At 65.7% G+C, this 23,126-nt stretch carries 19 protein-coding genes, 1 tRNA gene and 1 pseudogene; 14 read left to right on the top strand and 7 right to left on the bottom strand.

Features of this window, described 5'->3' with window-relative positions:
- Positions 1–20: 20 nt before the first annotated feature.
- Positions 21–1,403 (top strand): annotated as a pseudogene (locus tag ACWEFV_RS22280) (non-ribosomal peptide synthetase); the annotation flags it as partial.
- A 114-nt stretch (positions 1,404–1,517) separates the two neighbouring features.
- Positions 1,518–7,793: an amino acid adenylation domain-containing protein gene (locus tag ACWEFV_RS22285; RefSeq protein ID WP_450071912.1), complete on the top strand. Its 6,276-nt coding sequence runs from the start codon at positions 1,518–1,520 to the stop codon at positions 7,791–7,793.
- A 38-nt stretch (positions 7,794–7,831) separates the two neighbouring features.
- Here the strand turns inward: ACWEFV_RS22285 and ACWEFV_RS22290 are convergent, their stop codons facing one another.
- Positions 7,832–8,506, bottom strand: coding sequence for a methyltransferase family protein (locus tag ACWEFV_RS22290; RefSeq protein WP_450071763.1), 675 nt, complete (start codon positions 8,504–8,506; stop codon positions 7,832–7,834).
- Positions 8,507–8,669: 163 nt separating this feature from the next.
- Here ACWEFV_RS22290 and ACWEFV_RS22295 point away from each other — a divergent pair, with 163 nt between their 5' ends.
- Complete coding sequence (locus tag ACWEFV_RS22295) at positions 8,670–9,014, top strand: hypothetical protein (protein ID WP_450071764.1); 345 nt, start codon at positions 8,670–8,672, stop codon at positions 9,012–9,014.
- 6 nt (positions 9,015–9,020) lie between these two features.
- Here the strand turns inward: ACWEFV_RS22295 and ACWEFV_RS22300 are convergent.
- Positions 9,021–9,097, bottom strand: a tRNA-Leu gene (locus ACWEFV_RS22300).
- Between the two features lie 83 nt (positions 9,098–9,180).
- On the opposite strand from ACWEFV_RS22300, the gene ACWEFV_RS22305 reads away from it, so the two are divergent.
- The 7 genes from ACWEFV_RS22305 (at position 9,181) to ACWEFV_RS22335 (ending at position 15,547) form a co-directional block, all read left to right on the top strand.
- The gene (locus ACWEFV_RS22305) at positions 9,181–9,807 is read left to right on the top strand and encodes an ANTAR domain-containing response regulator (protein ID WP_135454576.1); all 627 of its coding nucleotides are present in this window, start codon (positions 9,181–9,183) and stop codon (positions 9,805–9,807) included.
- A gap of 197 nt (positions 9,808–10,004) precedes the next feature.
- Positions 10,005–11,216 (top strand): branched-chain amino acid ABC transporter substrate-binding protein, encoded by a 1,212-nt coding sequence (locus tag ACWEFV_RS22310; protein WP_450071765.1) that lies wholly within the window; start codon positions 10,005–10,007, stop codon positions 11,214–11,216.
- A gap of 84 nt (positions 11,217–11,300) precedes the next feature.
- The gene (locus tag ACWEFV_RS22315) at positions 11,301–12,338 is read left to right on the top strand and encodes a branched-chain amino acid ABC transporter permease (protein WP_135454579.1); all 1,038 of its coding nucleotides are present in this window, start codon (positions 11,301–11,303) and stop codon (positions 12,336–12,338) included.
- On the top strand, positions 12,335–13,537 hold the full coding sequence (locus tag ACWEFV_RS22320) for a branched-chain amino acid ABC transporter permease (RefSeq protein ID WP_135454581.1): 1,203 nt from the start codon (positions 12,335–12,337) through the stop codon (positions 13,535–13,537). The genes ACWEFV_RS22315 and ACWEFV_RS22320 overlap by 4 nt, the downstream gene beginning before the upstream one ends.
- An 8-nt stretch (positions 13,538–13,545) precedes the next feature.
- The gene (locus ACWEFV_RS22325) at positions 13,546–14,388 is read left to right on the top strand and encodes an ABC transporter ATP-binding protein (protein ID WP_135460042.1); all 843 of its coding nucleotides are present in this window, start codon (positions 13,546–13,548) and stop codon (positions 14,386–14,388) included.
- Complete coding sequence (locus ACWEFV_RS22330; RefSeq protein WP_450071766.1) at positions 14,372–15,118, top strand: ABC transporter ATP-binding protein; 747 nt, start codon at positions 14,372–14,374, stop codon at positions 15,116–15,118. Before ACWEFV_RS22325 ends, ACWEFV_RS22330 begins: the two co-directional genes overlap by 17 nt.
- Before the next feature lie 102 nt (positions 15,119–15,220).
- Positions 15,221–15,547, top strand: coding sequence for a YnfA family protein (locus ACWEFV_RS22335; protein ID WP_135460043.1), 327 nt, complete (start codon positions 15,221–15,223; stop codon positions 15,545–15,547).
- A gap of 3 nt (positions 15,548–15,550) precedes the next feature.
- Here the strand turns inward: ACWEFV_RS22335 and ACWEFV_RS22340 are convergent, their stop codons facing one another.
- Positions 15,551–16,438 (bottom strand): SCO6745 family protein, encoded by an 888-nt coding sequence (locus ACWEFV_RS22340; RefSeq protein ID WP_450071767.1) that lies wholly within the window; start codon positions 16,436–16,438, stop codon positions 15,551–15,553.
- 8 nt (positions 16,439–16,446) lie between these two features.
- The gene (locus ACWEFV_RS22345; protein WP_450071768.1) at positions 16,447–17,163 is read right to left on the bottom strand and encodes a FadR/GntR family transcriptional regulator; all 717 of its coding nucleotides are present in this window, start codon (positions 17,161–17,163) and stop codon (positions 16,447–16,449) included.
- A 124-nt stretch (positions 17,164–17,287) separates the two neighbouring features.
- On the opposite strand from ACWEFV_RS22345, the gene ACWEFV_RS22350 reads away from it, so the two are divergent.
- Positions 17,288–17,803, top strand: coding sequence for a gluconokinase (locus tag ACWEFV_RS22350; RefSeq protein ID WP_450071769.1), 516 nt, complete (start codon positions 17,288–17,290; stop codon positions 17,801–17,803).
- Positions 17,800–19,245 carry a GntP family permease gene (locus ACWEFV_RS22355; protein ID WP_450071770.1) on the top strand — a complete coding sequence of 482 codons (1,446 nt, stop codon included), beginning with the start codon at positions 17,800–17,802 and terminating at the stop codon, positions 19,243–19,245. Before ACWEFV_RS22350 ends, ACWEFV_RS22355 begins: the two co-directional genes overlap by 4 nt.
- A gap of 62 nt (positions 19,246–19,307) precedes the next feature.
- On the opposite strand, the gene ACWEFV_RS22360 is transcribed toward ACWEFV_RS22355, so the two are convergent.
- The 3 genes from ACWEFV_RS22360 to ACWEFV_RS22370 are packed head-to-tail and all read right to left on the bottom strand — an operon-like array spanning position 19,308 to position 21,475.
- On the bottom strand, positions 19,308–19,802 hold the full coding sequence (locus ACWEFV_RS22360; protein ID WP_450071771.1) for an RDD family protein: 495 nt from the start codon (positions 19,800–19,802) through the stop codon (positions 19,308–19,310).
- A 9-nt stretch (positions 19,803–19,811) separates the two neighbouring features.
- Complete coding sequence (locus tag ACWEFV_RS22365; protein ID WP_450071772.1) at positions 19,812–20,606, bottom strand: DoxX family protein; 795 nt, start codon at positions 20,604–20,606, stop codon at positions 19,812–19,814.
- A gap of 47 nt (positions 20,607–20,653) precedes the next feature.
- On the bottom strand, positions 20,654–21,475 hold the full coding sequence (locus ACWEFV_RS22370; protein ID WP_450071773.1) for a tat pathway signal sequence: 822 nt from the start codon (positions 21,473–21,475) through the stop codon (positions 20,654–20,656).
- A gap of 50 nt (positions 21,476–21,525) precedes the next feature.
- Between ACWEFV_RS22370 and ACWEFV_RS22375 the strand changes: the two genes are divergently transcribed.
- On the top strand, positions 21,526–22,224 hold the full coding sequence (locus ACWEFV_RS22375; RefSeq protein ID WP_450071774.1) for an MBL fold metallo-hydrolase: 699 nt from the start codon (positions 21,526–21,528) through the stop codon (positions 22,222–22,224).
- Positions 22,225–22,268: 44 nt separating this feature from the next.
- On the top strand, positions 22,269–23,090 hold the full coding sequence (locus tag ACWEFV_RS22380; RefSeq protein ID WP_450071775.1) for an acyl-CoA thioesterase domain-containing protein: 822 nt from the start codon (positions 22,269–22,271) through the stop codon (positions 23,088–23,090).
- The last annotated feature ends 36 nt before the right edge of the window (positions 23,091–23,126 follow it).

The following is a 23,126-nucleotide window of genomic DNA, read 5'->3' on the forward strand; positions in this document are numbered from 1 at the left end:
TGCTCTCTGACTCCGCGCCGATGGCTGTGGTGACCACCGCTGATCTGGTGGATCGGTTGGGCGGACGTGGGTTGACGGTGATCGATGTCAACGACTCCGCTACGGCCGGTCGGCCGAGTACTCCACCGCCGGTCGAACCAACCGGCGAGGATGTCGCGTATCTGATCTACACGTCGGGTACTACGGGTGTGCCCAAAGGTGTGGCGGTTGCGCATCGGAATGTGGCGCGGTTGCTGCGGGCGGTGGACGCCGATGTCGAGTTGTCTGCGGGTCAGGTGTGGACGCAGTGTCATTCGTTGGCTTTCGACTTTTCGGTGTGGGAGATTTTCGGCGCACTGCTGCACGGCGGCCGGCTCGTGGTGGTGCCCGAAGAGGTGACGCGTTCGGCCGAAGAGTTCCACGCGTTGTTGGTCGATGAACATGTGAATGTGTTGAGTCAGACGCCGTCGGCGTTCTATGCGCTGGCCGCCGCAGATGTCGCCCGGCCTGACAGTCAGCTCTCACTCGAGCTCGTGGTGTTCGGCGGTGAGGCGCTGGAACCGCAGCGGCTTGCATCGTGGTTGGACCGGCATGCGGTGTCGCCGCGGTTGATCAATATGTACGGGATCACCGAGACGACGGTGCATGCGTCGTTCCGGGAGATCACCGCGGCCGATGTGGTGAACGCGGTCAGTCCGATCGGTGTACCTCTGGACGATCTCGCGTTCTTCGTGCTGGATCGCTGGTTGCGGCCCATGCCTGCGGGTGTGGTGGGCGAGTTGTACGTGGCCGGTGCGGGTTTGAGCTATGGCTATGTCGGTCGTTCTGGACTGAGCGCGTCGCGGTTCGTCGCGTGTCCGTTCGGTGAGGCCGACACGCCGGGGTTGCGGATGTATCGCACCGGGGATCTGGTGTCTTGGAACCCGGAAGGGGAGCTGCAGTACCTCGGGCGGGCCGATGAGCAGGTCAAGATTCGTGGCTATCGCATCGAGTTGGGTGAGATCGAGTCGGCGTTGAGGGCTTTGGCTGGGGTCGAGCAGGCGGTGGTGATCGCCCGTGAGGACCGTCCCGGCGACAAGCGTCTGGTCGGCTACATCACCGGGACCGCCGATCCGTCGGCAGCCCGTGCCGCGCTGGGGGAGAAGCTGCCGGCCTATATGGTGCCCACCGCGGTTGTGGTGATTGATGCGTTGCCGTTGACGGTCAACGGCAAGCTCGACAAGAAGGCTTTGCCTGCACCGGAATATCAGCACATCGATGACTATCGGGCCCCGTCGACTCCGACCGAGGAGATCCTGGCCGGGATCTACGCCCAGATCCTCGGACTGGACCGTGTCGGCGTGGACGACTCCTTCTTCGATCTCGGCGGGGATTCTCTACAGGCCATGCGCCTGGTCGCCGCGCTCAACAGAACCTTGGACGCCGGCCTCGAAGAGCGCGTCGTATTCGATGCCCCAACGGTAGCCCAGTTGGTCCATCGCATCGGTGGTGATGAGGCTCGGCGGCAGCCGTTGCTGGCCGTCGAGCGGCCAGAGGTGATGCCCCTGTCGTTCGCGCAGAGCCGGTTGTGGTTCATCGACCAATTGCAGGGCCCCTCACCGGTTTACAACTTGGTGGCAGGGTTGCAGCTTGACGGTCGGGTCGATGCCGATGCGCTGGGCGCGGCCTTCGCGGACCTGCTCGGTCGCCACGAGAGCCTGCGCACGTTATTCCCGACGGTCGACGGGACGCCTCAGCAGTTGGTTGTTCCCGCCGAGCAGACCAGGTTCTCCTGGGACGTCGTCGACGCCGCCGGATGGTCCGCCAGCCGGTTGCAGGACGCCGTCGAGGTAGCGGCGCGGCACAGTTTCGACCTGGCTGCCGAGATCCCCTTCCGGGCAACGATTTTCCGCGTTGCCGAGGACAAGCATGTGCTGGTCACGGTAGTGCACCACATCGCCGCCGACGGCTGGTCGATCACGCCGCTGGTGGCCGATCTGGGGACGGCATATGTCAGTCGGCGCGCAGGGAACGCGCCCGGCTGGGAACCGCTGGCGGTCCAATATGCCGATTACACCCTGTGGCAGCGCAGGCAGCTCGGCGATCTGGAGGACAGTGCCAGCCGTATCTCTCAGCAACTGAGTTTCTGGGCGGAATCACTTGCCGGGATGCCTGAACGGGTGGCGTTGCCGACCGACCGCCCGTATCCCCTGGTGGCTGACCATCATGGCGACAGGGTTGATGTGGCGTGGCCGGCCGAACTGCAGCAGCAGGTTGCTCGCCTGGCTCGCGATCACAACGCGACCAAGTTCATGGTGATCCAGGCGGCGCTGCTGACCCTGCTCTCGAAGCTGAGCTCAAGTTCCGATGTGGCCGTTGGCTTCCCGATCGCCGGACGTCGTGATCCAGCCCTCGATGAGCTGGTCGGGTTTTTCGTCAACACGTTGGTGCTACGCGCGGATCTGGCTGGAGATCCCAGCATTACCGAGGTGCTGGCTCAAGTGCGAGCCCGCAGCCTCGGCGCCTTCGAGCACCAGGATGTGCCTTTCGAGGTACTCGTCGAACGACTCAATCCAACCCGTTCGTTGACCCATCACCCTCTGGTGCAGGTGATGTTGGCCTGGCAGAACGTTCCGGGACAGGCCGATGCTGCCGGTGGCGGTTTGGTGCTGGGAGATCTGGAAGCCACCCAGCTTCCGCTGGACACCCACACCGCGCGCATGGATCTGTCCTTCTCGTTGGCCGAGTGCTGGACTGAAACCGGCGAGGCCGCAGGGATTTCCGGGACCGTGGAGTTCCGCACTGACGTGTTCGACGCAGCAAGCGTCGAAGCGTTGATCGATCGGTTGCAGCGGGTGCTCGAGGCGATGGCCCTCGACCCGACCCGGCGACTGTCCGCGATCGATGTGCTCGATGCCGATGAGCAGGCACGTCTGAATACGGTTGGCAATCTGGCGACACTGACGCGCCCGGCACCCGACCCGGTGTCGATTCCCGCGTTGTTCGAGGCACAGGTGGCCCGCGATTCTGATGCGACGGCGGTCATTTCCGACGGCAGACACATCACATATGGAGAGCTCGATCGCGCCGCGAATCGCTTGGCGCACAGGCTTATCGAGCAGGGTGTGGGCCCGGGGCAGCGAGTGGTCCTGCTGTGTTCGCGGTCAGTCGAGGCGATCGTGGCGATTTTCGCGGTGCTCAAGACCGGTGCGGCGTATGTGCCGATCGACCCAGCGGTACCCGACTCCCGACTGGAGTTCGTGGTGACCGACTCCGCCGCGGTGGCCGCGGTAACCACCGCTGATCTGGTCGACCGCCTGAGCGGGCATCGGTTGCGTGTGATTACCATCGACGACGCCGCGGTCGCCGAACGGCCGTACAGCGCACCGCAGGTGGGACCCCGCCCGGACGATATCGCTTATCTGATCTACACCTCCGGTACCACGGGCACGCCGAAAGGCGTCGCGATCCCGCACCACAATGTGACCCGGTTGCTACAGGCGCTGGACGCCGATCTCGAGTTGTCTGCGGGTCAGGTGTGGACGCAGTGTCATTCGTTGGCTTTCGACTTTTCGGTGTGGGAGATTTTCGGCGCGCTGCTGCACGGCGGCCGGCTGGTGGTGGTGTCCGATTCGGTGGCCCGATCGCCTGAAGAGTTCCATGCCTTGCTGGTCGCCGAGCGCGTCAGTGTGTTGAGTCAGACGCCGTCTGCGTTCTATGCGCTGCAAACGGTGGACGAGCTTTCCCCGGGAGCAGGTTCTGAGCTCCAACTCGAGTTGGTCGTGTTCGGCGGCGAGGCGCTGGACCCGACACGGCTGGGGGAGTGGTTGCAGGACCATCCGGTGCTTCCGCGGTTGATCAATATGTACGGGATCACCGAGACGACGGTGCACGCGTCGTTCCGGGAGATCACCGCCGCCGATACCGAGGTCGCGGTCAGCCCGATCGGTGTTCCGCTGAAGCACCTGGCCTTTGTCGTCCTGGATCGCTGGTTGCGGCCGGTGCCGGTCGGCGTGGTGGGTGAGTTGTATGTGGCCGGTGCGGGTTTGGGTGCCGGCTACGTGGGCCGGGCCGGGTTGAGTGCGACGCGGTTTGTGGCGTGTCCGTTCGGAGTGCCGGGACAGCGGATGTATCGCACCGGGGATCTGGTCTGTTGGCGCCCGGACGGGGAGCTGCAGTACCTCGGGCGTGCGGATGAGCAGGTCAAGATCCGCGGGTACCGCATCGAACTCGGTGAGATCCAGTCGGCGTTGAGGGCTTTGGATGGGGTCGAGCAGGCGGTGGTGATCGCCCGTGAAGACCGTCCGGGAGACAAGCGTCTGGTCGGTTACGTCACGGGAACCGCCGATCCCGATGAGCTGCGTGCCGAACTCGCGACAAAGCTCCCGTCCTACATGGTCCCGACCGCGGTGGTAGAGATCGAGGCTCTGCCATTGACGGTCAACGGCAAACTCGATGTTCGTGCGCTGCCGGCACCGGAATACCAGGACATCGATCGTTACCGTGCTCCGGCCACTCGTGTCGAGGAACTTCTGGCCGGCATCTTCGCCGAGGTCCTCGGGCTGGAGCAGGTCGGAGTCGACGACTCGTTCTTCGACCTTGGTGGAGACAGCATTTCGGCCATTCAGGTGATCTGGCGCGCGCACGGCGCCGGCCTGACCGGTCGACCACGCGACATCTTCGTCCAGCAGACCGTGGCCCGGCTCGCGCGGGTGGTCAGGATGGCCGACAGCACCGGCGGTGTGATCGACGAAGGGCTCGGCCCGGTGGTGGCGACCCCGATCATGCGGTGGTTGAAGAGCCTGGAACGCGCCGACGGCCCGATCGACGAGTTCAATCAGACCGTGGTGCTGCAGGCGCCCGCTGGTGCCTCCGAGGACGACGTCGTAATTCTGTTGCAGGCCTTGCTCGATCGGCACGGCATGCTCCGGTTACGCGCCGAGGATGACGGCGCCGGCGGATGGTCGTTGACGGTGCCAGAAGCGGACATGGTGGACGCGCGAGGTTACCTGCACACGGTCGACCTGTTGACGGAAGACGCGCTGGCAGCGGCGCGGTCGCGGTTGAATCCTGCCGCCGGGGCGATGTTGAGCGCGTTGTGGAGTTCGGCCACGGGACAGCTGGCGTTGGTCGTACACCATATGGCGGTCGACGGCGTGTCATGGCGAATTGTGTTGGAGGACCTCAATATCGCCTGGACTCAGCATCGCGGCGAGCAGCCCGTGCTGCTGCCGCCGGCGGGGACGTCGTTCAAGGGATGGGCCGAAGTGCTGGCCGAGTATGCGCGCGACCCCGAGGTGGTCGGCCAGGCGGAGGCGTGGCGGCAGGTGACAGGCATCCCGCCCGCGTTGCCCGCCCCGCGGCCCGCTGAGGATACGTTCGCGACCGCCGGATACCTGTCGGAATTCCTGGACGCCGAGACCACCCACATGCTGCTCGGCGACGTGCCGGCGGCATTTCACGCCGGAGTGCAGGAGATCCTGCTGATCGCGTTTGCCTTGGCGTGGGCGCAGTACCTGGGCACTGGCGGCGCGCCGATCGCGATCGATGTGGAAGGTCACGGGCGTCAAGAGGAGTTGGCCGGTCTGAGCGGCCCTGACGACCGAGATATCGACCTGTCGCGCACGGTCGGCTGGTTCACCACCAAGTACCCGGTGTCGTTGCACTTCGGGGGCCGCGGTGGCGGGCTGCGCTGGACGCAGGTGGTAGCTGGCGACGCGGCGCTCGGTGCGGTCATCAAGGATGCCAAAGAGCAGCTCCGGGCGCTGCCCGACGGCCTGACCTACGGCCTACTGCGCTACCTCAACCCCGACGTCGATCTGGCCGGATCCGATCCGGTGATCGGGTTCAACTACCTGGGCCGGCTGGGCTCCCCGGCGGCGTATGCGTCGGGTGACGTGTGGCGCTTCAGCCAGGAAGGCTTGTCGTTGACCGGCGCCGCTGGGGCGATGCCCATCGCGCTGGCGCACTCGGTGGAACTCAACGCGGTCACCATCGACACCGACAGTGGCCCCCATCTGAACGCCACCTGGACGTGGGCGCCCACCGCGCTGGATCGCGAAGCTGTCACCCGGATCAGCCGGTTGTGGTTCGACGCCCTGGCGGGTATCTGTGCCCATGTCAGGCGGGGTGGAGGCGGGTTGACCCCGTCGGACATCGCACCAGCACGGCTGGGGCAGCAGCAGATCGATGCGCTGCACAGCGAATTCCCCATTGCCGACGTGCTTCTGCTGACGCCCTTGCAGCAGGGACTCCTGTACCACGCCGGCATTGCGAACTCGTCCGGTGATGACGTCTACGCGGTGCAACTCGACCTGGCATTGAGTGGTCCGCTCGATGTGCACCGGCTCCATGACGCCGTGCAGACAGTGGTCAGCCGACATCCGCATCTGGCGGCCCGCTTCTGTCCACAATTCGAGCAACCCGTGCAGGTAATTCCCACCGATCCGGTGACGCCCTGGCGGTATATCGAGTTGGATGCCAACAGCATTGGCGTCGACGAGCAGATCGAGGAGATCTGCGCGGCCGAACGTGCCGCAGTGTGCGACCTCGAGAACCAGCCCGCCTTCCGAACCGCGCTCATCCGCATCGCGAACGACCGGCACCGGTTTGTACTGACCAATCACCACATCGTGCTCGACGGCTGGTCGATGCCGATCCTGATGCAGGAGGTCTTCGCCTGCTACCAGGGACTGCGGCTGCCCGCGGCCTCGCCGTATCGCAGTTTCATGACATGGCTGGCCGAGCGCGATCACCATGCCGCCCATGCGGCGTGGCGTGAGGTGTTGGCCGGTTTCGACACTCCGATTCTCGTGGGACCGCCGCAACAGCTGCGGTTCGGGCAGCGAAGCGTCGGCTCGTATCGGCTGCCTGCGAAGACGACGAGGGCCCTCACCAAGCTGGCGCGCTCGCATCACACCACCGTCAACGTCGTATTGCAGGGGGCCTGGGCACTTTTGCTCAGCTCGCTGACCGGAGAACATGACGTCGCCTTCGGAACTGTCGTCTCCGGTAGGTCGCCGGAGGTGGACGGCGCGGATTCGATGGTGGGCCTGCTGATCAACACGGTGCCGGTGCGGGCCACCTTCACCCCGGACACGACCACGGCGGACCTGCTGGACCAGCTGCAAAGTGCCCACAACGACACGCTCGAACACCAGCACGTGGCGCTCAGCGACATCCATCGCATGACCGGCCAGGACAAGTTGTTCGACACCGTCTTCGTCTACGAGAACTACCCGACTGACGTCGGAACGCAACCGGGCGGGGACGGATTGGCCATCACTGGTTTCAGCAGCCGCGACTACTACCACTATCCGATCGCGGTGCAAGCCGGGCCGGGCCGCGAGTTGGAGCTTCGCGTCCAATATGACACCGATGTGTTCGACGCGGAGACCATCGAAGCGCTCATGGAGCGGTTCAAGAAGGCATTGGTGGAGATGACCGCTCATCCGGGCCGCCGGTTGTCGTCCCTGGATCTGCTCAAGAGGACAGAGAAGTCGCTCCTGGATAGGTGGGGCCGCACAGCGGCGTTGGCTCCGTTGGCGACGACAGGGGCACCTGAGCCCGCAACATCTGGGACCGACGGCGCCTATCGCCCCCCGGCCACCTTGATTGAGCAGATCCTGGCCAGCATCTATGCCGAGGTGCTCGGTGTGGACCGGGTCGGGGTGGAGGAGTCGTTCTTCGATTTGGGCGGTGATTCGATTTCTGCGATGCGTGCTATCGCCGCGATCAACGGAGCTCTCGACGTCGAACTCACGATGCTCACACTGTTCGATGCCCCGTCGGTGCGGCGCCTGGCCCAGGAGTTGGCAAACGCGCCGGCGCAGTGAACGGTCGCCGCGCCGACCGCGGGGGACCGGCGCGGCGATCACCACATATAGGGCACCAGGCGGTAGCGGGCTTTCTGCGCGTACTCGCGGTATCCGTCCAACTCTTCGACCAGTAGCTTCTCTTCATCCCGGATGCGGACGATGAGCATGACGACGCCCGGTATGACGGGCAGGAGACCCCAGTAGGAGCCGAGTGCCAGGGGGAAGCCGATGATCGTCAGCACGTTGCCGGTGTACATGGGGTGCCGCACGAGCCCGTACAGGCCCGTGGAGACGAGCTTCTGATCCGACTCCACCTGGACGGTGGAGGCCGCGAAGCTGTTCTGGATGACCACCAGGCTCGTGACGCCCAGCCCGACGGCTACCAAGACATCACCGGCCACGCAGATCGCTGCCGGCACCGACGACCAGCTGAAGCGATGGTCGAGGGCGCTGACCACCACCATTGCCGCCAGTGAGGCGTACCAGCCGGCGATGAGGACTTTCTGCAGGGTCCGAGTCTCCGCACCCGGCCCGGCGTGCTTGCGCCGTTGGTGCGCATCAGGGTTTGCGCGTTGCAGGTAGATGGTGGGGATCCACGTCGAAAGGGCGAACACCACGAGGAAGGCCCAGGCTTGCCAGAAGTCGAAAGTTCCGGCGAGGGCGAACAGCACCAAGCCGAACACGGCGAGCTCGACGAGCCCGAATCCCACAACTCTCGCAACGGCTTTCACAATCCTCCTGTCGTCCGTCGCAGCATCGACTGCCCGCGGGCACAATGCAGCGCAGGGCTCAACCTACCGTCGGTCAGTCGGAAGACGGGTGCGTTTGGCCTCATGGCGCGATCCGGGCGGTGCAGCCACGTTTCGAAGACTTGCTGCCGTAGCGTCCGCTCGTATGTATGAAGTTCCCGACGGCAGACGGAAGACGGCCACCACGGTTGCCGTGGCCTCGGCAATCATCCTGGCGGTTTCTTTCGTGGCACTCTTTCTCGTCTTGAGCAGCGATGCGCTGACATCAAATCTGATGAGCGGCGCCTATCCGTCGACCACAGAGATGGTGCAGGCGCGCGGGGGAGCGGTACTGAGTGTTGCTTTGGCGATAGTCGGCTATGGCGGACTGATCCGGGCCGCGGTGATAAGCAAAACCACGACGGTGAAAGTTCTGAGCGGGGTGTTCGGCGTCGCGCTGATCGGGTACCTACCCGCCGCGCTCTTCGTCTGCGCTACTGCCTTCCAATGACTTCTCTGGTGCCCTCGGTGAGATTCGAACTCACACTGTACGGGTTTTGAATCCGTTTCCTCTGCCAGTTGGGATACGAGGGCGTGCCGATCAGTGCTGCGGCCTACCACCATAGAGGATGGCCCCGCGGTCGCCGAACGGCGGCCTCCACGACACAATGTTTCCCATGACCGGGTCACCGAATGACGCTGATAGCCCCCGCCGAGTGCTGATCGCCGAGGATGAGGCGCTCATCCGCCTCGACCTCGCCGAGATGCTCCGTGAAGAGGGCTACGAGGTCGTCGGCGAGGCCGGCGACGGGCAGGAGGCCGTCGAACTCGCCGAGGCACTCCGCCCGGACCTGGTGATCATGGACGTCAAGATGCCGCGTCGTGACGGGATCGACGCGGCCTCCGAGATCGCCAGTAAGCGCATCGCCCCGATCGTCATCCTGACCGCGTTCAGCCAGCGGGAGCTCGTCGAGCGCGCCCGTGATGCCGGGGCGATGGCGTACCTCGTCAAGCCCTTCAGCATCACCGACCTGGTCCCGGCCATCGAGGTCGCGGTCAGCCGGTTCAGCGAGATCGCCGCGCTGGAAAACGAAGTGGCGACGCTGGGGGATCGTCTGGAGACCCGCAAGCTGGTCGAGCGGGCCAAGGGTTTGCTGCAGACCAAACACCAGATGAGCGAGCCCGAGGCCTTCAAGTGGATTCAGCGGGCCGCGATGGACCGTCGTACCACCATGAAACGCGTGGCCGAGGTGGTGCTGGAGACCCTCGAGGATTCCGAGGACTCGCCCGTTCAGGAGAGCTGATCGGCGGGCCCGGTTGTTAATTGTGGGTTTCCGCCGGGCCGAAATTCCACGTTCACCCAGGATCCACGGAAGAACCATTCACTCAACATCCCGCACTCGGGCCGGTGGTTGGCTATGTTCTACCCGAAGCTCCGGCGCCCAGCCCTCACAAGGTCAGGGCGCCGGTGCCGCTGACAACTCTGACCCGGAGGTGAAGCGTGCGCGGTCGCGTGGCACGGAAAGCATTTGCTCTCGGAAGTGCGGGTGTGGTTGCCCTGGCGATTGCCGGCTGTAACCAATCCTCGCCGGAAGGCGAGGCATCGCAGACCAATTTGAACATCGTCGAGAAGGTTCAGATCGACGAGAACGGTGCCGAGATCAAGGCCGCCGAGGGTGTCAGCCCCGCCGACCCTGCCGGCGACGGCAAGGCCAACTGCCCGCCGGTGATGATCGGCATGATGGGCGCGCTCAACGGCCCGGATGCCGCGCTGGGCATCAACATCAAGAACGGCGTGCAGTTGGCGATCGACAAGCACAACGCCGCCAACGCCGGCTGCCAGGTGCAGCTCAAGAGCTTTGACACCGAGGGTGATCCGCAGAAGGCGAGCGGCGTCGCGCCGCAGATCGTCGACGAGGCGTTCATCATCGGCTTGATCGGCCCTGCGTTCTCGGGCGAGACCAAGGCCACCGGCGACGTGTTCAACCAGGCGGGCCTGGTCGCCGCGACGGCATCGGCCACCAACGTGACGTTGAGTGAGAACGGGTGGCGGACCTTCTTCCGCGGCCTGGCCAACGACGGCGTGCAGGGTCCCTCGGTGGCCAACTACCTCAAGAACACGCTCGGCAACAAGAAGGTGTGCGTTGTCGACGACAGCACCGACTATGGGCTCGGACTGGCCGAAGCGGTGCGTGAAACCCTTGGCCCGGTTGCCGATTCGTCGTGCAACATCTCGGTGAAGAAGGGCGACAAGGAGTTCTCGGCTGCGGTCACCCAGATCAAGGGTGCCGCGCCGGATTCCGTGTTCTACAGCGGTTACTACTCTGAGGCCGCACCGTTCGTGCAGCAGCTCAAGGACGGCGGTGTGACGGCGACGTTCGTCAGCGCCGACGGCACCAAGGACCCACAGTTCGTCAAGCAGGCAGGCGAATCGTCAAAGGGTTCGTTGCTGTCCTGCCCGTGCGGCCCGGCGACCGGTGCGTTCGCCGACGAATACACCCAGAAGTTCGGCCAGGCACCGGGCACGTACAGCACCGAGGGCTATGACCTGGGCACCATCCTGCTCAAGGGCATCGACTCCGGTGCCATCACCCGGCCGGCCCTGTTGGACTTCGTCCGCAAGTACGAGGGCCAGGGTGTGGCACGCAAGTACCAGTGGACCGACAAGGGCGAGCTGACCACCACCTTGATCTGGATGTACGAAGTCAAGTAGTCCCTCTGACGGAACGCGTCCGAGACCGTAGCCCGGACTCGGACGCGTTTCGTTTCACATCACGAAGTCAGGAGCCGCCGCCGGATGATCCACCAGTGCGTCGAGCAGTCCGCCTGCCTGGCATCCAACATCAGCTTCAACCTGGATGGCCTGCGAGACGGCTTCTGGCAGTTGACGATCGACGGCCTCTCATGGGGTGCGATCTACGCACTGGTGGCAGTCGGCTACACGCTGGTGTTCGGCGTGCTGCGCCTGATCAACTTCGCGCACTCCGAGATCTTCATGCTGGGCATGTTCGGCGCGTATTTCTGTCTGGATGTGATCCTCGGGTTCACCCCGAGCGGTAATGCCTACAACAAAGGCGTGGCGCTGACGGTGTTGTATCTGGCCATCGCCATGCTGTTCGCGATGCTGGTCTCGGGATCGGCTGCGGTCGGGCTGGAACTCATCGCCTACCGGCCGCTCCGAAAACGCAATGCCCGCGCCCTGACCTTCCTGATCACGGCCATCGGAATGTCGTTCGTGCTGCAGGAGTTCGTGCACTTCGTGTTGCCGAAGCTGATGAAGGGCTACGGCGGGAGTAACGCGCAACAGCCCATCGTCCTGGTCCAGCCGAAGGCTCAATTCACGATTTTCGGCGCCACGGTGTCGAACGTGACGCTGGTGATCGTGGGCGCGGCGCTGGTGCTCGCGGTGCTGACCGACATCGCGATCAATCGCACGAAGTTCGGCCGCGGTATCCGGGCCGTCGCGCAGGACCCGACCACGGCGACACTGATGGGGGTCTCCCGGGAACGCATCATCATGCGGACCTTCCTCATCGGCGGTCTGCTGGCGGGTGCCGCGGCGCTGCTCTATACGTTGAAGGTGCCGCAGGGCATCATCTACTCGGGCGGATTTCTGCTCGGTATCAAGGCATTCTCGGCGGCGGTGCTGGGCGGCATCGGTAATCTCCGCGGCGCCCTGCTGGGCGGTCTGCTCCTGGGCATCATGGAGAACTACGGGCAGGCGGTCTTCGGAACGCAGTGGCGCGACGTCGTGGCATTCGTTCTGCTGGTGCTGGTCCTGCTATTCCGGCCGACCGGCATACTCGGTGAAAGCCTCGGGAGGGCGCGGGTATGAGCGAGCATCACGGTTCAGAGTCCGCCGGGTCGGTGACCAGGACGCTGCTGGCTCCCGGCGACGCCATTCGCGACTGGTGGTCCACGCTGCCCCGGATGGCCAAATGGCTTGTCGGGGTGCTGGGTTTCGGATTGCTGGCGCTGCTGCCGTTGTTCACCCCGAGCTTCCTCAACACCACGGGCATCAGTTTCGGCGGCACCATGGCCCAGTTCGCGATGGTCGCCATCATCGCGATCGGGCTCAACGTCGTCGTCGGGCAGGCGGGCCTGCTCGACCTCGGTTATGTCGGCTTCTACGCGGTCGGCGCCTACACCGTCGCGCTGCTGACCAGCCCCGACAGCCCGTGGAACAAGGTGGGTCCCAACGGGTTTCTCAGCAAGGACTGGGCGTGGCTGTCCTGTGTGCCGCTGGCCATGGCGGTCACCGCGCTGGCCGGGCTCATCCTGGGAACGCCCACCCTGCGGTTGCGCGGAGACTATCTGGCCATCGTCACCCTCGGATTCGGTGAGATCATTCGCCTGCTCGCCGACAACCTGTCCGACGTCACCAACGGTTCGCGAGGGCTCAATCAGGTCGCGTACCCACGGCTGGGGGAAAGCGAGAAGCTGCCCAACGGCGTGTTCTCCAGCGGTAACTCGGCCGGTGAGGCGAACTACGGCACCTGGTGGTTCTGGCTGGGGCTGATCCTGATGATCGGCATCCTGCTGTTGGTCGGCAACCTGGAGCGCAGCCGCGTGGGGCGCGCCTGGGTGGCGGTCCGCGAGGACGAGGATGCCGCAGAGGTGATGGGCGTCAACACCTTCCGGTTCAAGCTGTGGGCTTTCGTGATCGGCGCCGCGATCGGTGGCCTCTCGGGTGCGCTCTATGCCGGCCAGGTCCAGTACGTCGCGCCGCCGACGTTCAACATCATCAACTCGATGTTGTTCCTGTGCGCGGTGGTACTGGGCGGTCAGGGCAACAAACTCGGCGTCATCTTCGGCGCGTTCATCATCGTGTATCTGCCCAACCGGCTTTTGGGGGTCGAGTTCCTCGGGATCAACCTCGGCGATCTGAAGTACCTGTTCTTCGGCCTCGCGCTGGTGGTGCTGATGATCTTCCGGCCGCAGGGGCTGTTCCCCGTGCGCCAGCAGCTGTTGACCTATGGCAGATCGGCTCGACAGTTGTTGCGCGGCAATACGGACAAGGAGCCGGCGCTGTGACCGAGCCCATGCCCGGCCTGACCGGGAGCGTCGAAGAACTGGCCGGGGTACACCGGGAAATCCAGGCAGCCGAGGGTGAGATCCTGTTGGAGACACAGGATCTCACGGTCAAGTTCGGTGGCCTGGTCGCCCTGGACTCGGTCAGCTTCAACATCCGCCGCGGTGAGATCCTCGGTCTGATCGGCCCCAACGGTGCGGGCAAGACCACCTGCTTCAACGCGATCACCGGCGTCTACCGGCCCAGCTCGGGATCGGTCATCTTCGACGGCGCCCCGCTGGGCCGGATCAAGCGCCACCAGATCACGCGTCGTGGAATCGCCCGTACGTTCCAGAACATCCGGCTCTTCGGCGAGATGACCGCGCTGGAGAACGTGATGGTGGGAACCGATGCGCGGCACAAGACCTCGGTGCCCGGAGCTCTGGTGCGTTCCCCACGCCATCGCCGCGAGGAGCGGTCGGCGATCGAGCGAGCGGCTGCATTACTTCACTTTGTCGGGATCGCCCATCGTGGCGAGGAGAAGGCCAAGAATCTGCCCTACGGTGACCAACGCCGCCTTGAGATCGCCCGCGCACTGGCCACCGAGCCCAAGCTGTTGTGCCTGGACGAGCCGGCCGCCGGGTTCAACCCGGCCGAGAAGGCGTCACTGATCGAGCTGATCCGCAAGATCCGCGACGACGGCTACACCGTGCTGTTGATCGAGCACGACATGCGTCTGGTGATGGGCGTGACCGACCGCATCGTGGTGCTCGAATTCGGCCGCAAGATCGCCGACGGATTGCCACACGAAATCCGCGAGGACCCGAAGGTCATCGCCGCGTATCTGGGGGTACCCGATGACGAGCTCGGCTGAGACCAGCCCGCCGGTGCTGCTCGAGGTGCGCGATGCGGTGGTGCACTACGGCCGGATCAAGGCGTTGCACGGGGTTTCGCTGGTGGTGCACGAGGGGGAGTTGGTGACCCTGCTGGGCTCCAACGGAGCCGGCAAGACGACCGTGATGCGGGCGATCTCGGGCCTCCGGCCGCTGACCTCGGGCTCGGTCTGGTTCGAGGGTCGCGACATCTCCCGGGTGAAAGCACATCAGCGCGTGATCGACGGGCTGATCCAGGCTCCCGAGGGTCGCGGGGTGTTCCCCGGCATGACCGTGCTGGAGAACCTCGAGATGGGTTGCTATGGACGCAAATTCGCGTCCCGCGCGGAGCATGACGAACGGTTGGACTGGGTGTTCGAAACGTTCCCCAGGCTGGCCGAGCGGCGCTCGCAGGTGGGCGGCACCCTCTCCGGCGGGGAACAGCAGATGCTGGCCATCGGCCGGGCGCTGATGGCCCGGCCCAGGGTGCTGTTGCTCGACGAGCCGTCGATGGGGCTGGCGCCGATGGTGATCTCGCAGATCTTCAAGATCATTTCCGAGATCAACGCCCAGGGCACCACGGTGTTGCTGGTCGAGCAGAACGCCCAGCAGGCGCTGAGCCGGTCCGACCGCGCCTACATCCTGGAGACCGGCAACGTCACCCGTACCGGTGATGCGCGGGAATTGTTGGCAGACGACAGCATTCGCGCCGCGTACTTAGGCGTCGCATAGCCCCAGCGCTCGAAACCCAGACGCCGCGAGCGTGCGGGTATGCCGGCGACACGCCGCGCTGGTTTCGATTTTTGCGCACGCTCACGGCACGCTGGGGTGGTGATGGTAGCCAAATCGATCGCACTGTTCGTCCTCGCCGCGGTATTGGAGATCGGCGGGGCCTGGCTGGTGTGGCAGGGCGTCCGCGAGCATCGCGGTTGGATGTGGATGGGCGCCGGGGTGATCGCGCTCGGCGCCTACGGCTTCGTCGCGGCGTTCCAGCCCGACGCCCATTTCGGTCGGGTGCTGGCCGCCTACGGCGGGGTGTTCATCGCCGGTTCGTTGTTGTGGGGCATGGCCGCCGACGGTTTCCGGCCCGACCGCTGGGACGTCACCGGTGCACTCGTGGCCCTGGCGGGCGTCGGTCTGATCATGTACGCCCCGCGCTGACCGTCAGCCCAGATGGGCGCTGTCGTCCTCGAGGTCGTCGCGGTTCAGACCCATCGGTGTGGCGGCCGGAACGTCCCCGGCGGCCACCACCTGCCGGGTGATCGGTGTCAGCACCCGGAACAGGGTGGTGATCTCGTCGTCGGTCAACGCATCCAGCGCACCGAGGGCCAGGGCATCGGTGCGGTCCTCGATGGCCTGCTTGATGTCTCGGCCGGCGTCGGTGAGGTCGCCCCCGTCGTCCAACCAGCCACGCGACCGCAATCGCTCGACGTATTCCGCCCACTGCTCGTCGTCGTAGTCGCGGCCGCGCATGATCATCTCGCGCGGCACCCGCCCGGCCGCGGCGTGCAGCACATTGCATTCCCGGCCGCTGATGCCCTCGGCGACCAGCACCGCGATATGGCCGTCGCCGCGTTGCTCACGCAGCAGGGTGACCGCGTGCCAGAGTTTGGCGACCGGCTCGTCCGGCCACGGCAGGGCCCGGTTGGCGGCGTAGAGCGGCCGGCCATCCAACGGCGCGGTGCGGGCGGCCTTGGCGGTCAGCTCGGCCGCGAGGCGCGTGGACTCTGAGTCGATCACCCCGGAGCGCCGCAGCGCCGCGACCGCCGAGTCCGACCGCACCTGCAGAAGCCTTGCCGGACTTGCCTTGTCCCAGGCCGCGGGCAGGGCCCTGGACACCCGTTCGGTGGTGAAGTTGTAGAAGGCCGCGGCGACGACTTCGGGCGGCACGATGCCCAGCGGGGCTGAGCGGGCGCCGAAGTACCCCATCCAGAAGCCGGGGTAGCCCAAGTCCGCGAATGCCGCGAGCGATTCCGGGGCGAAGTAGGTGACCCCGTGTACCGGCTCCAGCCGGTCGAAGAAACGACGTGCCAATGCCGGAGAACGACCCATACAGCTAGTTAAGCATCGGGTCCGTCGCCGTCGATCACCGCGGTGGCGGCCTCGTCGATGATGGCCCGCATCGCCCGTTCGGCGGAGTCCTCGTCGCGCAGCCGTATGGCCCGGGCCACCTCGTCGTGCAACGCGATGGCCGCCGGGTTGGGGGAGTCCGGCATCAGCCCGCGTTGGGTACGTCCGGCCAGGACCTCGGCCACGACGTCGTTGAGTGCACGGAACATCTCGTTGCCGCTGGCATCCAGGAGTGTCTGGTGGAAAACCTTGTCGGCCAACAGGTATGCGTCGAGATTGCCGGAACGGCCGTGCACCACCATGTCCGAGACCGCAGCGGCCAGGATTCGGCATTGATCCGGGTTGGCCCGCCGCGCGGCGAGCGCTGCGGCGGCAGGTTCAAAACCCCGCCGAAGTTCCGACAGTGATGCCAGCAGCGCGGCGCGGTCGCCGGCCTGCAGGCGCCAGCGGATCAGTCTGGGGTCGAACACATTCCACTTGCGCGAGGGCTGGACGGTGATCCCGACCCGGCGCCGCGATTCCACCATGCCCATCGACTCCAGCACCCGGATCACCTCGCGGGCGACGCTGCGGGATACCTCGTGCTCGGTGCTGAGCCGGTCCAGGGTCAGCACCTGGTCAGCCGCCAGCTCGCCGGAGACGATTCCGGTGCCGAGCGCGGTGAGCACGCTGGCGTGCAGCGCGCCGACGTTTGAGGGCGAGGACACGGTTACATCCTGTCATATCCGGCACCGGGAGGTTAATAAACAGATGTAATCGAGATGCGCTTGCAAACGTATGCTTTTTAAGCCAGGATGTGTGACGGCAGACACATATTGTGGAGGCGGATGTATGGGTTCACCAGTCGTGGTCATGGGCGTATCGGGGTCGGGCAAGTCGACCGTCGGCGCCGCGCTGGCGCAGCGGATGCGGGTACCGTTCGCCGACGCCGACGACTTTCACCCCGCCGCCAACATCGCCAAGATGTCTGCCGGCCACGCCCTCGACGACGACGATCGCTACCCCTGGCTGGAATCGATCGGTGAGTGGCTCGCCGAGCACCACGACGGCGGTGTGATGGGTTGCTCGGCGCTCAAACACAAGTACCGCGACCAATTGCGGCGACGCTGCGCCGATGTGGTGTTTCTGTATCTGAGCGGATCCGCCGAGGTGATCCGCCGGCGCCAGGCCAGCCGACCCGGGCATTTCATGCCGGCCGCGCTGCTGGACTCCCAATTCGCGACGCTGGAGCCGCTCGGTCCCGACGAGGCCGGTATCGCCATCGACGTGGATCAGGGCATCGACGCCATCGTCGATGAATATGTGGCCCGATCCGCCACTGCGACAACAGAACAGGGGAACCGATGACCTCGGCGCTCACTCCGCTCGCGGCCGGGACGGAACTGGTTGAACCGGTGGCGGGCGGCGCGCAGCTGGTCCTGGCCGCATTGGCCGGCATCGCCCTGATCGTCGTTCTCATCACCGTCGTCAAACTGCATCCGTTCCTGGCCCTGATCTTCGGCGCGCTGACCGTGGGCATGGCTGCGGGTGAGAACGTCAGCGACGTGCTCGCCTCGTTCTCCAGCGGCTTCGGTTCCACCGCTGCCAGCGTCGGGATATTGATCGCTCTCGGTGCGATGTTCGCCAAGCTGTTGGCCGACTCCGGGGGAGCGGACGAGATCGTGGACACCATCGTCGGGCACGCGTCACCGCGCGCGCTGCCGTGGGCAATGGCGTTGGTGGGCGCGGTTATCGGTCTGCCGATGTTCTTCGAGATCGGACTGGTGTTGTTGATGCCGGTGATCTACCTGGTGGCCCGTCGTTCTCAACTGTCCTTGATCACGGTCGGCATCCCCGCGCTGGCGGGCCTGTCGGCCATGCACGGATTCGTACCACCACACCCGGGACCCGTCGCCGCGATCTCATTGCTCAACGCCGACCTCGGTGTCACGCTGGCGCTGGGTGTGCTGGTGGCAATCCCAACGATCGTGGTGGCAGGTCCGCTGTTCGGCAAGTTGGCCGGACGATGGGTGGTCCTTGAGGTCCCCGACCGGTTCGACGCCTCGGACGCTCCGGGCCCGGACGCCGGCGGCGGTGCCGCGGCCGGCACGACCACGACGACGACCACCGCCACCAAGGCGCGACCGACCTTCGGCATCACCATGTTCAGCGTTCTGCTGCCGGTGGCACTGATGATGGGCAAGGCCCTCGTCGACATCTTCGTGGACGACAAGTCGCACCTGCTGCGTCAGACGTTCGACATCCTCGGCCAGCCCTTGATGGCGTTGCTGATCGCGGTGGTGGTCGGCATGTTCACCCTCGGTGGCGGCGCCAAGATGACTCGAGACCAAATCGTGAAATGCATTGAGTCGTCGCTGCCTCCGGTGGCCGGGATCATTCTGATCGTCGCCGCCGGTGGCGGGTTCAAGCAGGTCCTCGTCGACACCGGCATCGGCACCCTGCTCGCCGAATGGGCCAAGGGCGCCAACTTCTCGGTGGTTCTGCTGGCGTGGGTGCTGGCTGTGCTGATCCGGTTGGCCACGGGGTCGGCCACGGTGGCCACCATCACCGCGTCGTCGCTCATGCTGGGCCTGGTCGAGGGGATGAGTACCGGGGAGGTGTCCCTGGTCGTGCTCGCGGTGGGTGCCGGCTCGTTGTTCTTCTCCCACGTCAACGACGCCGGATTCTGGCTCGTGAAGGAGTATTTCGGGATGACCGTGGGCCAGACCATCAAATCCTGGTCACTGATGGAGACCACACTGTCGGTAGCGGGTCTGGTTTTCGTCCTGCTGCTGGGTCTGGTGATCTGAGCCGGCAACCCGAGCCCCCCACGTGGGGTGCCCGTGCGAACGGGCGCCCCACGCAACGGTTCTCAGCCCCGGACCACCTGTGTTCCGCCGGCGAGTTCGTCGTGCTTGCCCTGTTTGGTCGGGCTGCTGCTGATGGTCACCGCGATGATGATCATCGCGACGATGGCCAGGAAGCCGCCCACGAACGGGATGATCGTCAGCAGGGTGAAGGCGTTGCGAATCGCCGACTGCGCGGCCGTCGGCTTCGGCGCGTTGCCCGGACCGTGCACGGCGAGCCCGAGCATCTTCTTGCCCGGCGTCGCGCCCGTGGCCACCTCGAAAGCCACGTAATAGACGAACATCAGCAGTCCGGTGAACAGGCCGGTCACCCAGTAGTTCGACAGCGAGTCGGTGACGAACGACAGGAAGAACGCCACGATCATGACGAGGATGCCGTCGATCACCCGGGCAAACCAGCGCCGGCCCAGGCCGCCCGGGGTTTGCGTGCCGTAGGGCGGTGGGTAGCCGCCGGGTTGTCCGTACTGCCCGAATTCCGGTTGATAGTCACCCGTGCTCATGACACAACGCTACCGATCGCGGCGCTGGTCGAGTTGGGTTCGTGCGAGATCGGCAAGAGCGGCGGAGCGTTCCCGGGCCGCCTCAGCCAGTTCGGGTGCGCGTTCGCGGGCAACAAGGGCGAGCTCGCCGGCCCGCGCGCGGGCGGCGTCGGCCACTTCGGGTCCATGTTCGCGCGCGAGTTGGGCCAACTCGGCGGCCAATTCCGTCGCCCGTTCCACGGCCGCGTCGGCGAGTTCGCGGCCACGTTCGGCACCGACGGCCAGACCATGTCCGATCTTCTCGGCGATCGCGCTGTCGGCGATCGCGTCACCGCCTGCCGCCACACCGGGAACGGCGGCAGCGACACTGGCTGAGACCTGCCGCGCGGCACGGCGTCCACGCCATGCCAGCGACGGCTTGCCCGCGGTGTCGGCGGCCGCGATGATCAGGCCGCCCAGCAGGCTCACGTCGGTGAGAAACTCGCGGCGTTGCGCCGCAGCGTGTTGCGGATCGGAATCTTTCAGCAATGCCTGTGAGCCAATGCTTCTTGGAATCATCGTGACGGCAAGCGCCGCCGCGGTCAGCCGGGGGGCCCGGCCGAGGGCCAGGAGCAACCCACCGGCCACCTGCACCGCCGCGTTGACCCGGGTAACCGCGTCGGCGTTGTTCGGAACCCCGGCCCCCACCGGGCCAGGTAGTGCACTCAGCGCGCCGAGTGTTCTGCGTGTCGTCTCGGCGGAGGTACTCGGATCGCGCAGGGTGTCGACACCTCGGGCGATGAACGTCGCAGACAGCATGGGACGGGCGATTCGTCTGATCAACATGGGCTAGGAGTTCCCCTCGCCGGCCATGGCAAACCTGTCGGGTCAGGTCAGTGCCGCCCGGTCAGCAGCAGTTCGCTGAGGTGGGTGGTGGTCTGTACTCCGTCGTCGTAGCCGCCCTGATCGCCGAGCGCGTTCATGATCGCCAGCGTGTAGCGCTGCTGCGGCCCGGCGAAACCGACGCTGTTGACCACCCAGCCGCCCTGTTCGAGTGACCAGCCGTCCTTGTTGCCGGGGTTCATCGCCGGGCCGGCGCCCCAGACGCCCCACTGTTGGTTGGCGTCGACGTGCTGCAGCGCATCCACGATGCCCGCCGTCTCGGCCGGTGTGAGGCTGGTGAGGGTGTAGCTCATCAACCGGTCCAGATCCTCGGGCGTGGCCTTCTGGAAGCCCCAGTACGGGTAAATCCGGCTGAACCCCCGCTGCGGTTGCAGCCCGGTCAGCCCGTAGGCCGGGAAATCGGCGTTGAACGCCTGGTGGTCGGTGCCGCTGTACCGGGCCCACAGGGTGTCGGCGGCATCGTCGTCCGAAGAGCGCAGCATCGCCGCAATGAGTGCCCGGTCCGAATCGGTCAGCGTCACGGTGCCGGCACGTTGTCTGGTCAGCAGGTCGACGACCATCCCGAGCTTGATCGTGGACGCCGTCCACACTTGTTCGCCGGCGTGGGCATTCCGGTAGACGCCACCCGTGGTGCGGTCGCGCAGAACGTAGCCGACCGTGCCGGGGCGGGTCGCCAGATAGGCGTCAGCGCCTGCGATGCGCTCGGCGAAGTCGCAATCCGTTCCGGTCGTGCAGGCCGCATTCGCCGACGGGACGGTGCTGCCGCAGGCGATGACGACGAGTACACAAAGACAGAACAGGAGGCGGCGCATAGGAGTAGCTTCGCAGGCGTGCGTCGCATGGTCGGCATCGACGGTGGGCGATGAATTACGACTGGGAAGAGTTGGGCGGGGGTGTGTGGCGCACCCGCCTTCCTTTTCTGGATGTGACGGTCGGACTCGTCAGTGGCAGCGCGCAAGCCCTGTTGGTCGATTCCGGCACCACATTGGCCGAGGCCCGGGGGATCGAGGCCGACGTTGCGGAGCTGACAGGACAACGAGTCGGCCATATCGTCCTGACACACAACCATTTTGACCATGTCCTGGGCTGTTCATGGTTCAAGGACGTCGAAATCCATTGCACGCCAGAGGTTGCCGCCGCCATGGACTCCGGCCGGGCGCACCTGCGCGAGGATGCGATCCGCTACGGTGCCGACGCCGGCGATGTCGACGCGGCCATCGCATCGATGCCGGTTCCTGTGCACCAAGTGTCGGGCGGCGATATCGATCTCGGCGGCCGGACCGTGAGCATCAGTCGTCCGGGCCGGGGCCACACCAGCCACGACCTGATCGTCACAGTGCCGGACCGGCACACGGTGGTGTTCTGCGGTGACCTCGTCGAGCAGTCAGGTGACCCGGTTATCGACGCCGACTCCGACCTCGAAGCCTGGCCGGCCACCCTGGAGGCGGTGCTGGCCGCGGGCGGGCAAGACGGGGTGTTCGTCCCCGGCCACGGCGCAGTGGTCGACGCGCATTTCATCCGGCTCCAGCAGCGCTGGCTGAGCGCCTGGTCCACTTCGTGATCCCCGCCGACAAATTTAGTTAGCCCATATGCGACGATTCGCCGATGACCGAGGTTGACGCCCATTTCGTGCAGTCCGAGCAGGACAGGTTCCAGCCGACCCGCTTTGCACAGAGCCACTGGGGTGAAGATCATCTCAACGGCCCGGCGCTGGTGGGGCTCGCTGCCCGGGCGCTGGAATCAGCCTTCGGACTGCCCGAGTTTCTGCCGGCCCGGCTGACCGTCGACCTGTTCAAAGCCGCGCGTGGACTGCCGACGACGACGAAGGTGGCGTTGATCCGGGACGGTCGGCGGGTCCGCAACTCCGAATGCGAGCTGGTGCAGGACGGCGTGACCGTGGCGCGCGCGACGTTGGTGCAGTACCGGTTGAGCGCGCCCCCGCGGGGTGAAGAGTGGACGGCGCCCGCCCGGTGGTTCGAACCGCCGGCCGCACTCGATGGGGACCGGACGACGTATATGGGCAGTGATGCGGGTGGTTGGAGTCGCGCCATCGCCGAGCACCAGAATGCGTCCCGCAAGCGGTTCATGAACCGCACCATCACCGTGGTGCAGGGGCAGCCGAACTCGCCGTTCGTGCGGGCGGCAATGGCAGCGGAGGGCACCAGCCTGGTGACGAACCTGGGCACCGCCGGCGTCGGCTACATCAACGGTGATCTGACGGTCGCCTTGTCGCGCTTGCCCGGTGACGAGTGGATCGGCGTGCAGGCCGATTCGCATCTGGCCGCCGATGGTGTCGCGGTGGGCACATCGACGCTGATCGACAGTGCCGGGGCGTTCGGCACCGGCCTGATCACGGCCATCAGCAACCCGGCGGCTCAGATCGATTTCTCCGCCGACCCATTTCCGGAGCGCACCGCGCCGAGATGACCGTGTGAGCGGCGTAGCCCAATCGGGACGAGGTCC

This window comes from Mycobacterium sp. NPDC004974, from assembly GCF_053600815.1.

Bases quoted from the DNA above. Each gene is read 5' to 3' on its own strand.
- ACWEFV_RS22285 (WP_450071912.1), top strand. From the start codon at position 1,518: ATGCCCCTGTCGTTCGCGCAGAGCCGGTTGTGGTTCATCGACCAATTG.
- ACWEFV_RS22295 (WP_450071764.1), top strand. From the start codon at position 8,670: ATGTATGAAGTTCCCGACGGCAGACGGAAGACGGCCACCACGGTTGCC.
- ACWEFV_RS22305 (WP_135454576.1), top strand. From the start codon at position 9,181: ATGACCGGGTCACCGAATGACGCTGATAGCCCCCGCCGAGTGCTGATC.
- ACWEFV_RS22315 (WP_135454579.1), top strand. From the start codon at position 11,301: ATGATCCACCAGTGCGTCGAGCAGTCCGCCTGCCTGGCATCCAACATC.
- ACWEFV_RS22320 (WP_135454581.1), top strand. From the start codon at position 12,335: ATGAGCGAGCATCACGGTTCAGAGTCCGCCGGGTCGGTGACCAGGACG.
- ACWEFV_RS22325 (WP_135460042.1), top strand. From the start codon at position 13,546: ATGCCCGGCCTGACCGGGAGCGTCGAAGAACTGGCCGGGGTACACCGG.
- ACWEFV_RS22330 (WP_450071766.1), top strand. From the start codon at position 14,372: ATGACGAGCTCGGCTGAGACCAGCCCGCCGGTGCTGCTCGAGGTGCGC.
- ACWEFV_RS22335 (WP_135460043.1), top strand. From the start codon at position 15,221: ATGGTAGCCAAATCGATCGCACTGTTCGTCCTCGCCGCGGTATTGGAG.
- ACWEFV_RS22340 (WP_450071767.1), bottom strand. From the start codon at position 16,438: ATGGGTCGTTCTCCGGCATTGGCACGTCGTTTCTTCGACCGGCTGGAG.
- ACWEFV_RS22350 (WP_450071769.1), top strand. From the start codon at position 17,288: ATGGGTTCACCAGTCGTGGTCATGGGCGTATCGGGGTCGGGCAAGTCG.
- ACWEFV_RS22355 (WP_450071770.1), top strand. From the start codon at position 17,800: ATGACCTCGGCGCTCACTCCGCTCGCGGCCGGGACGGAACTGGTTGAA.
- ACWEFV_RS22360 (WP_450071771.1), bottom strand. From the start codon at position 19,802: ATGAGCACGGGTGACTATCAACCGGAATTCGGGCAGTACGGACAACCC.
- ACWEFV_RS22365 (WP_450071772.1), bottom strand. From the start codon at position 20,606: ATGTTGATCAGACGAATCGCCCGTCCCATGCTGTCTGCGACGTTCATC.
- ACWEFV_RS22370 (WP_450071773.1), bottom strand. From the start codon at position 21,475: ATGCGCCGCCTCCTGTTCTGTCTTTGTGTACTCGTCGTCATCGCCTGC.
- ACWEFV_RS22375 (WP_450071774.1), top strand. From the start codon at position 21,526: ATGAATTACGACTGGGAAGAGTTGGGCGGGGGTGTGTGGCGCACCCGC.
- ACWEFV_RS22380 (WP_450071775.1), top strand. From the start codon at position 22,269: ATGACCGAGGTTGACGCCCATTTCGTGCAGTCCGAGCAGGACAGGTTC.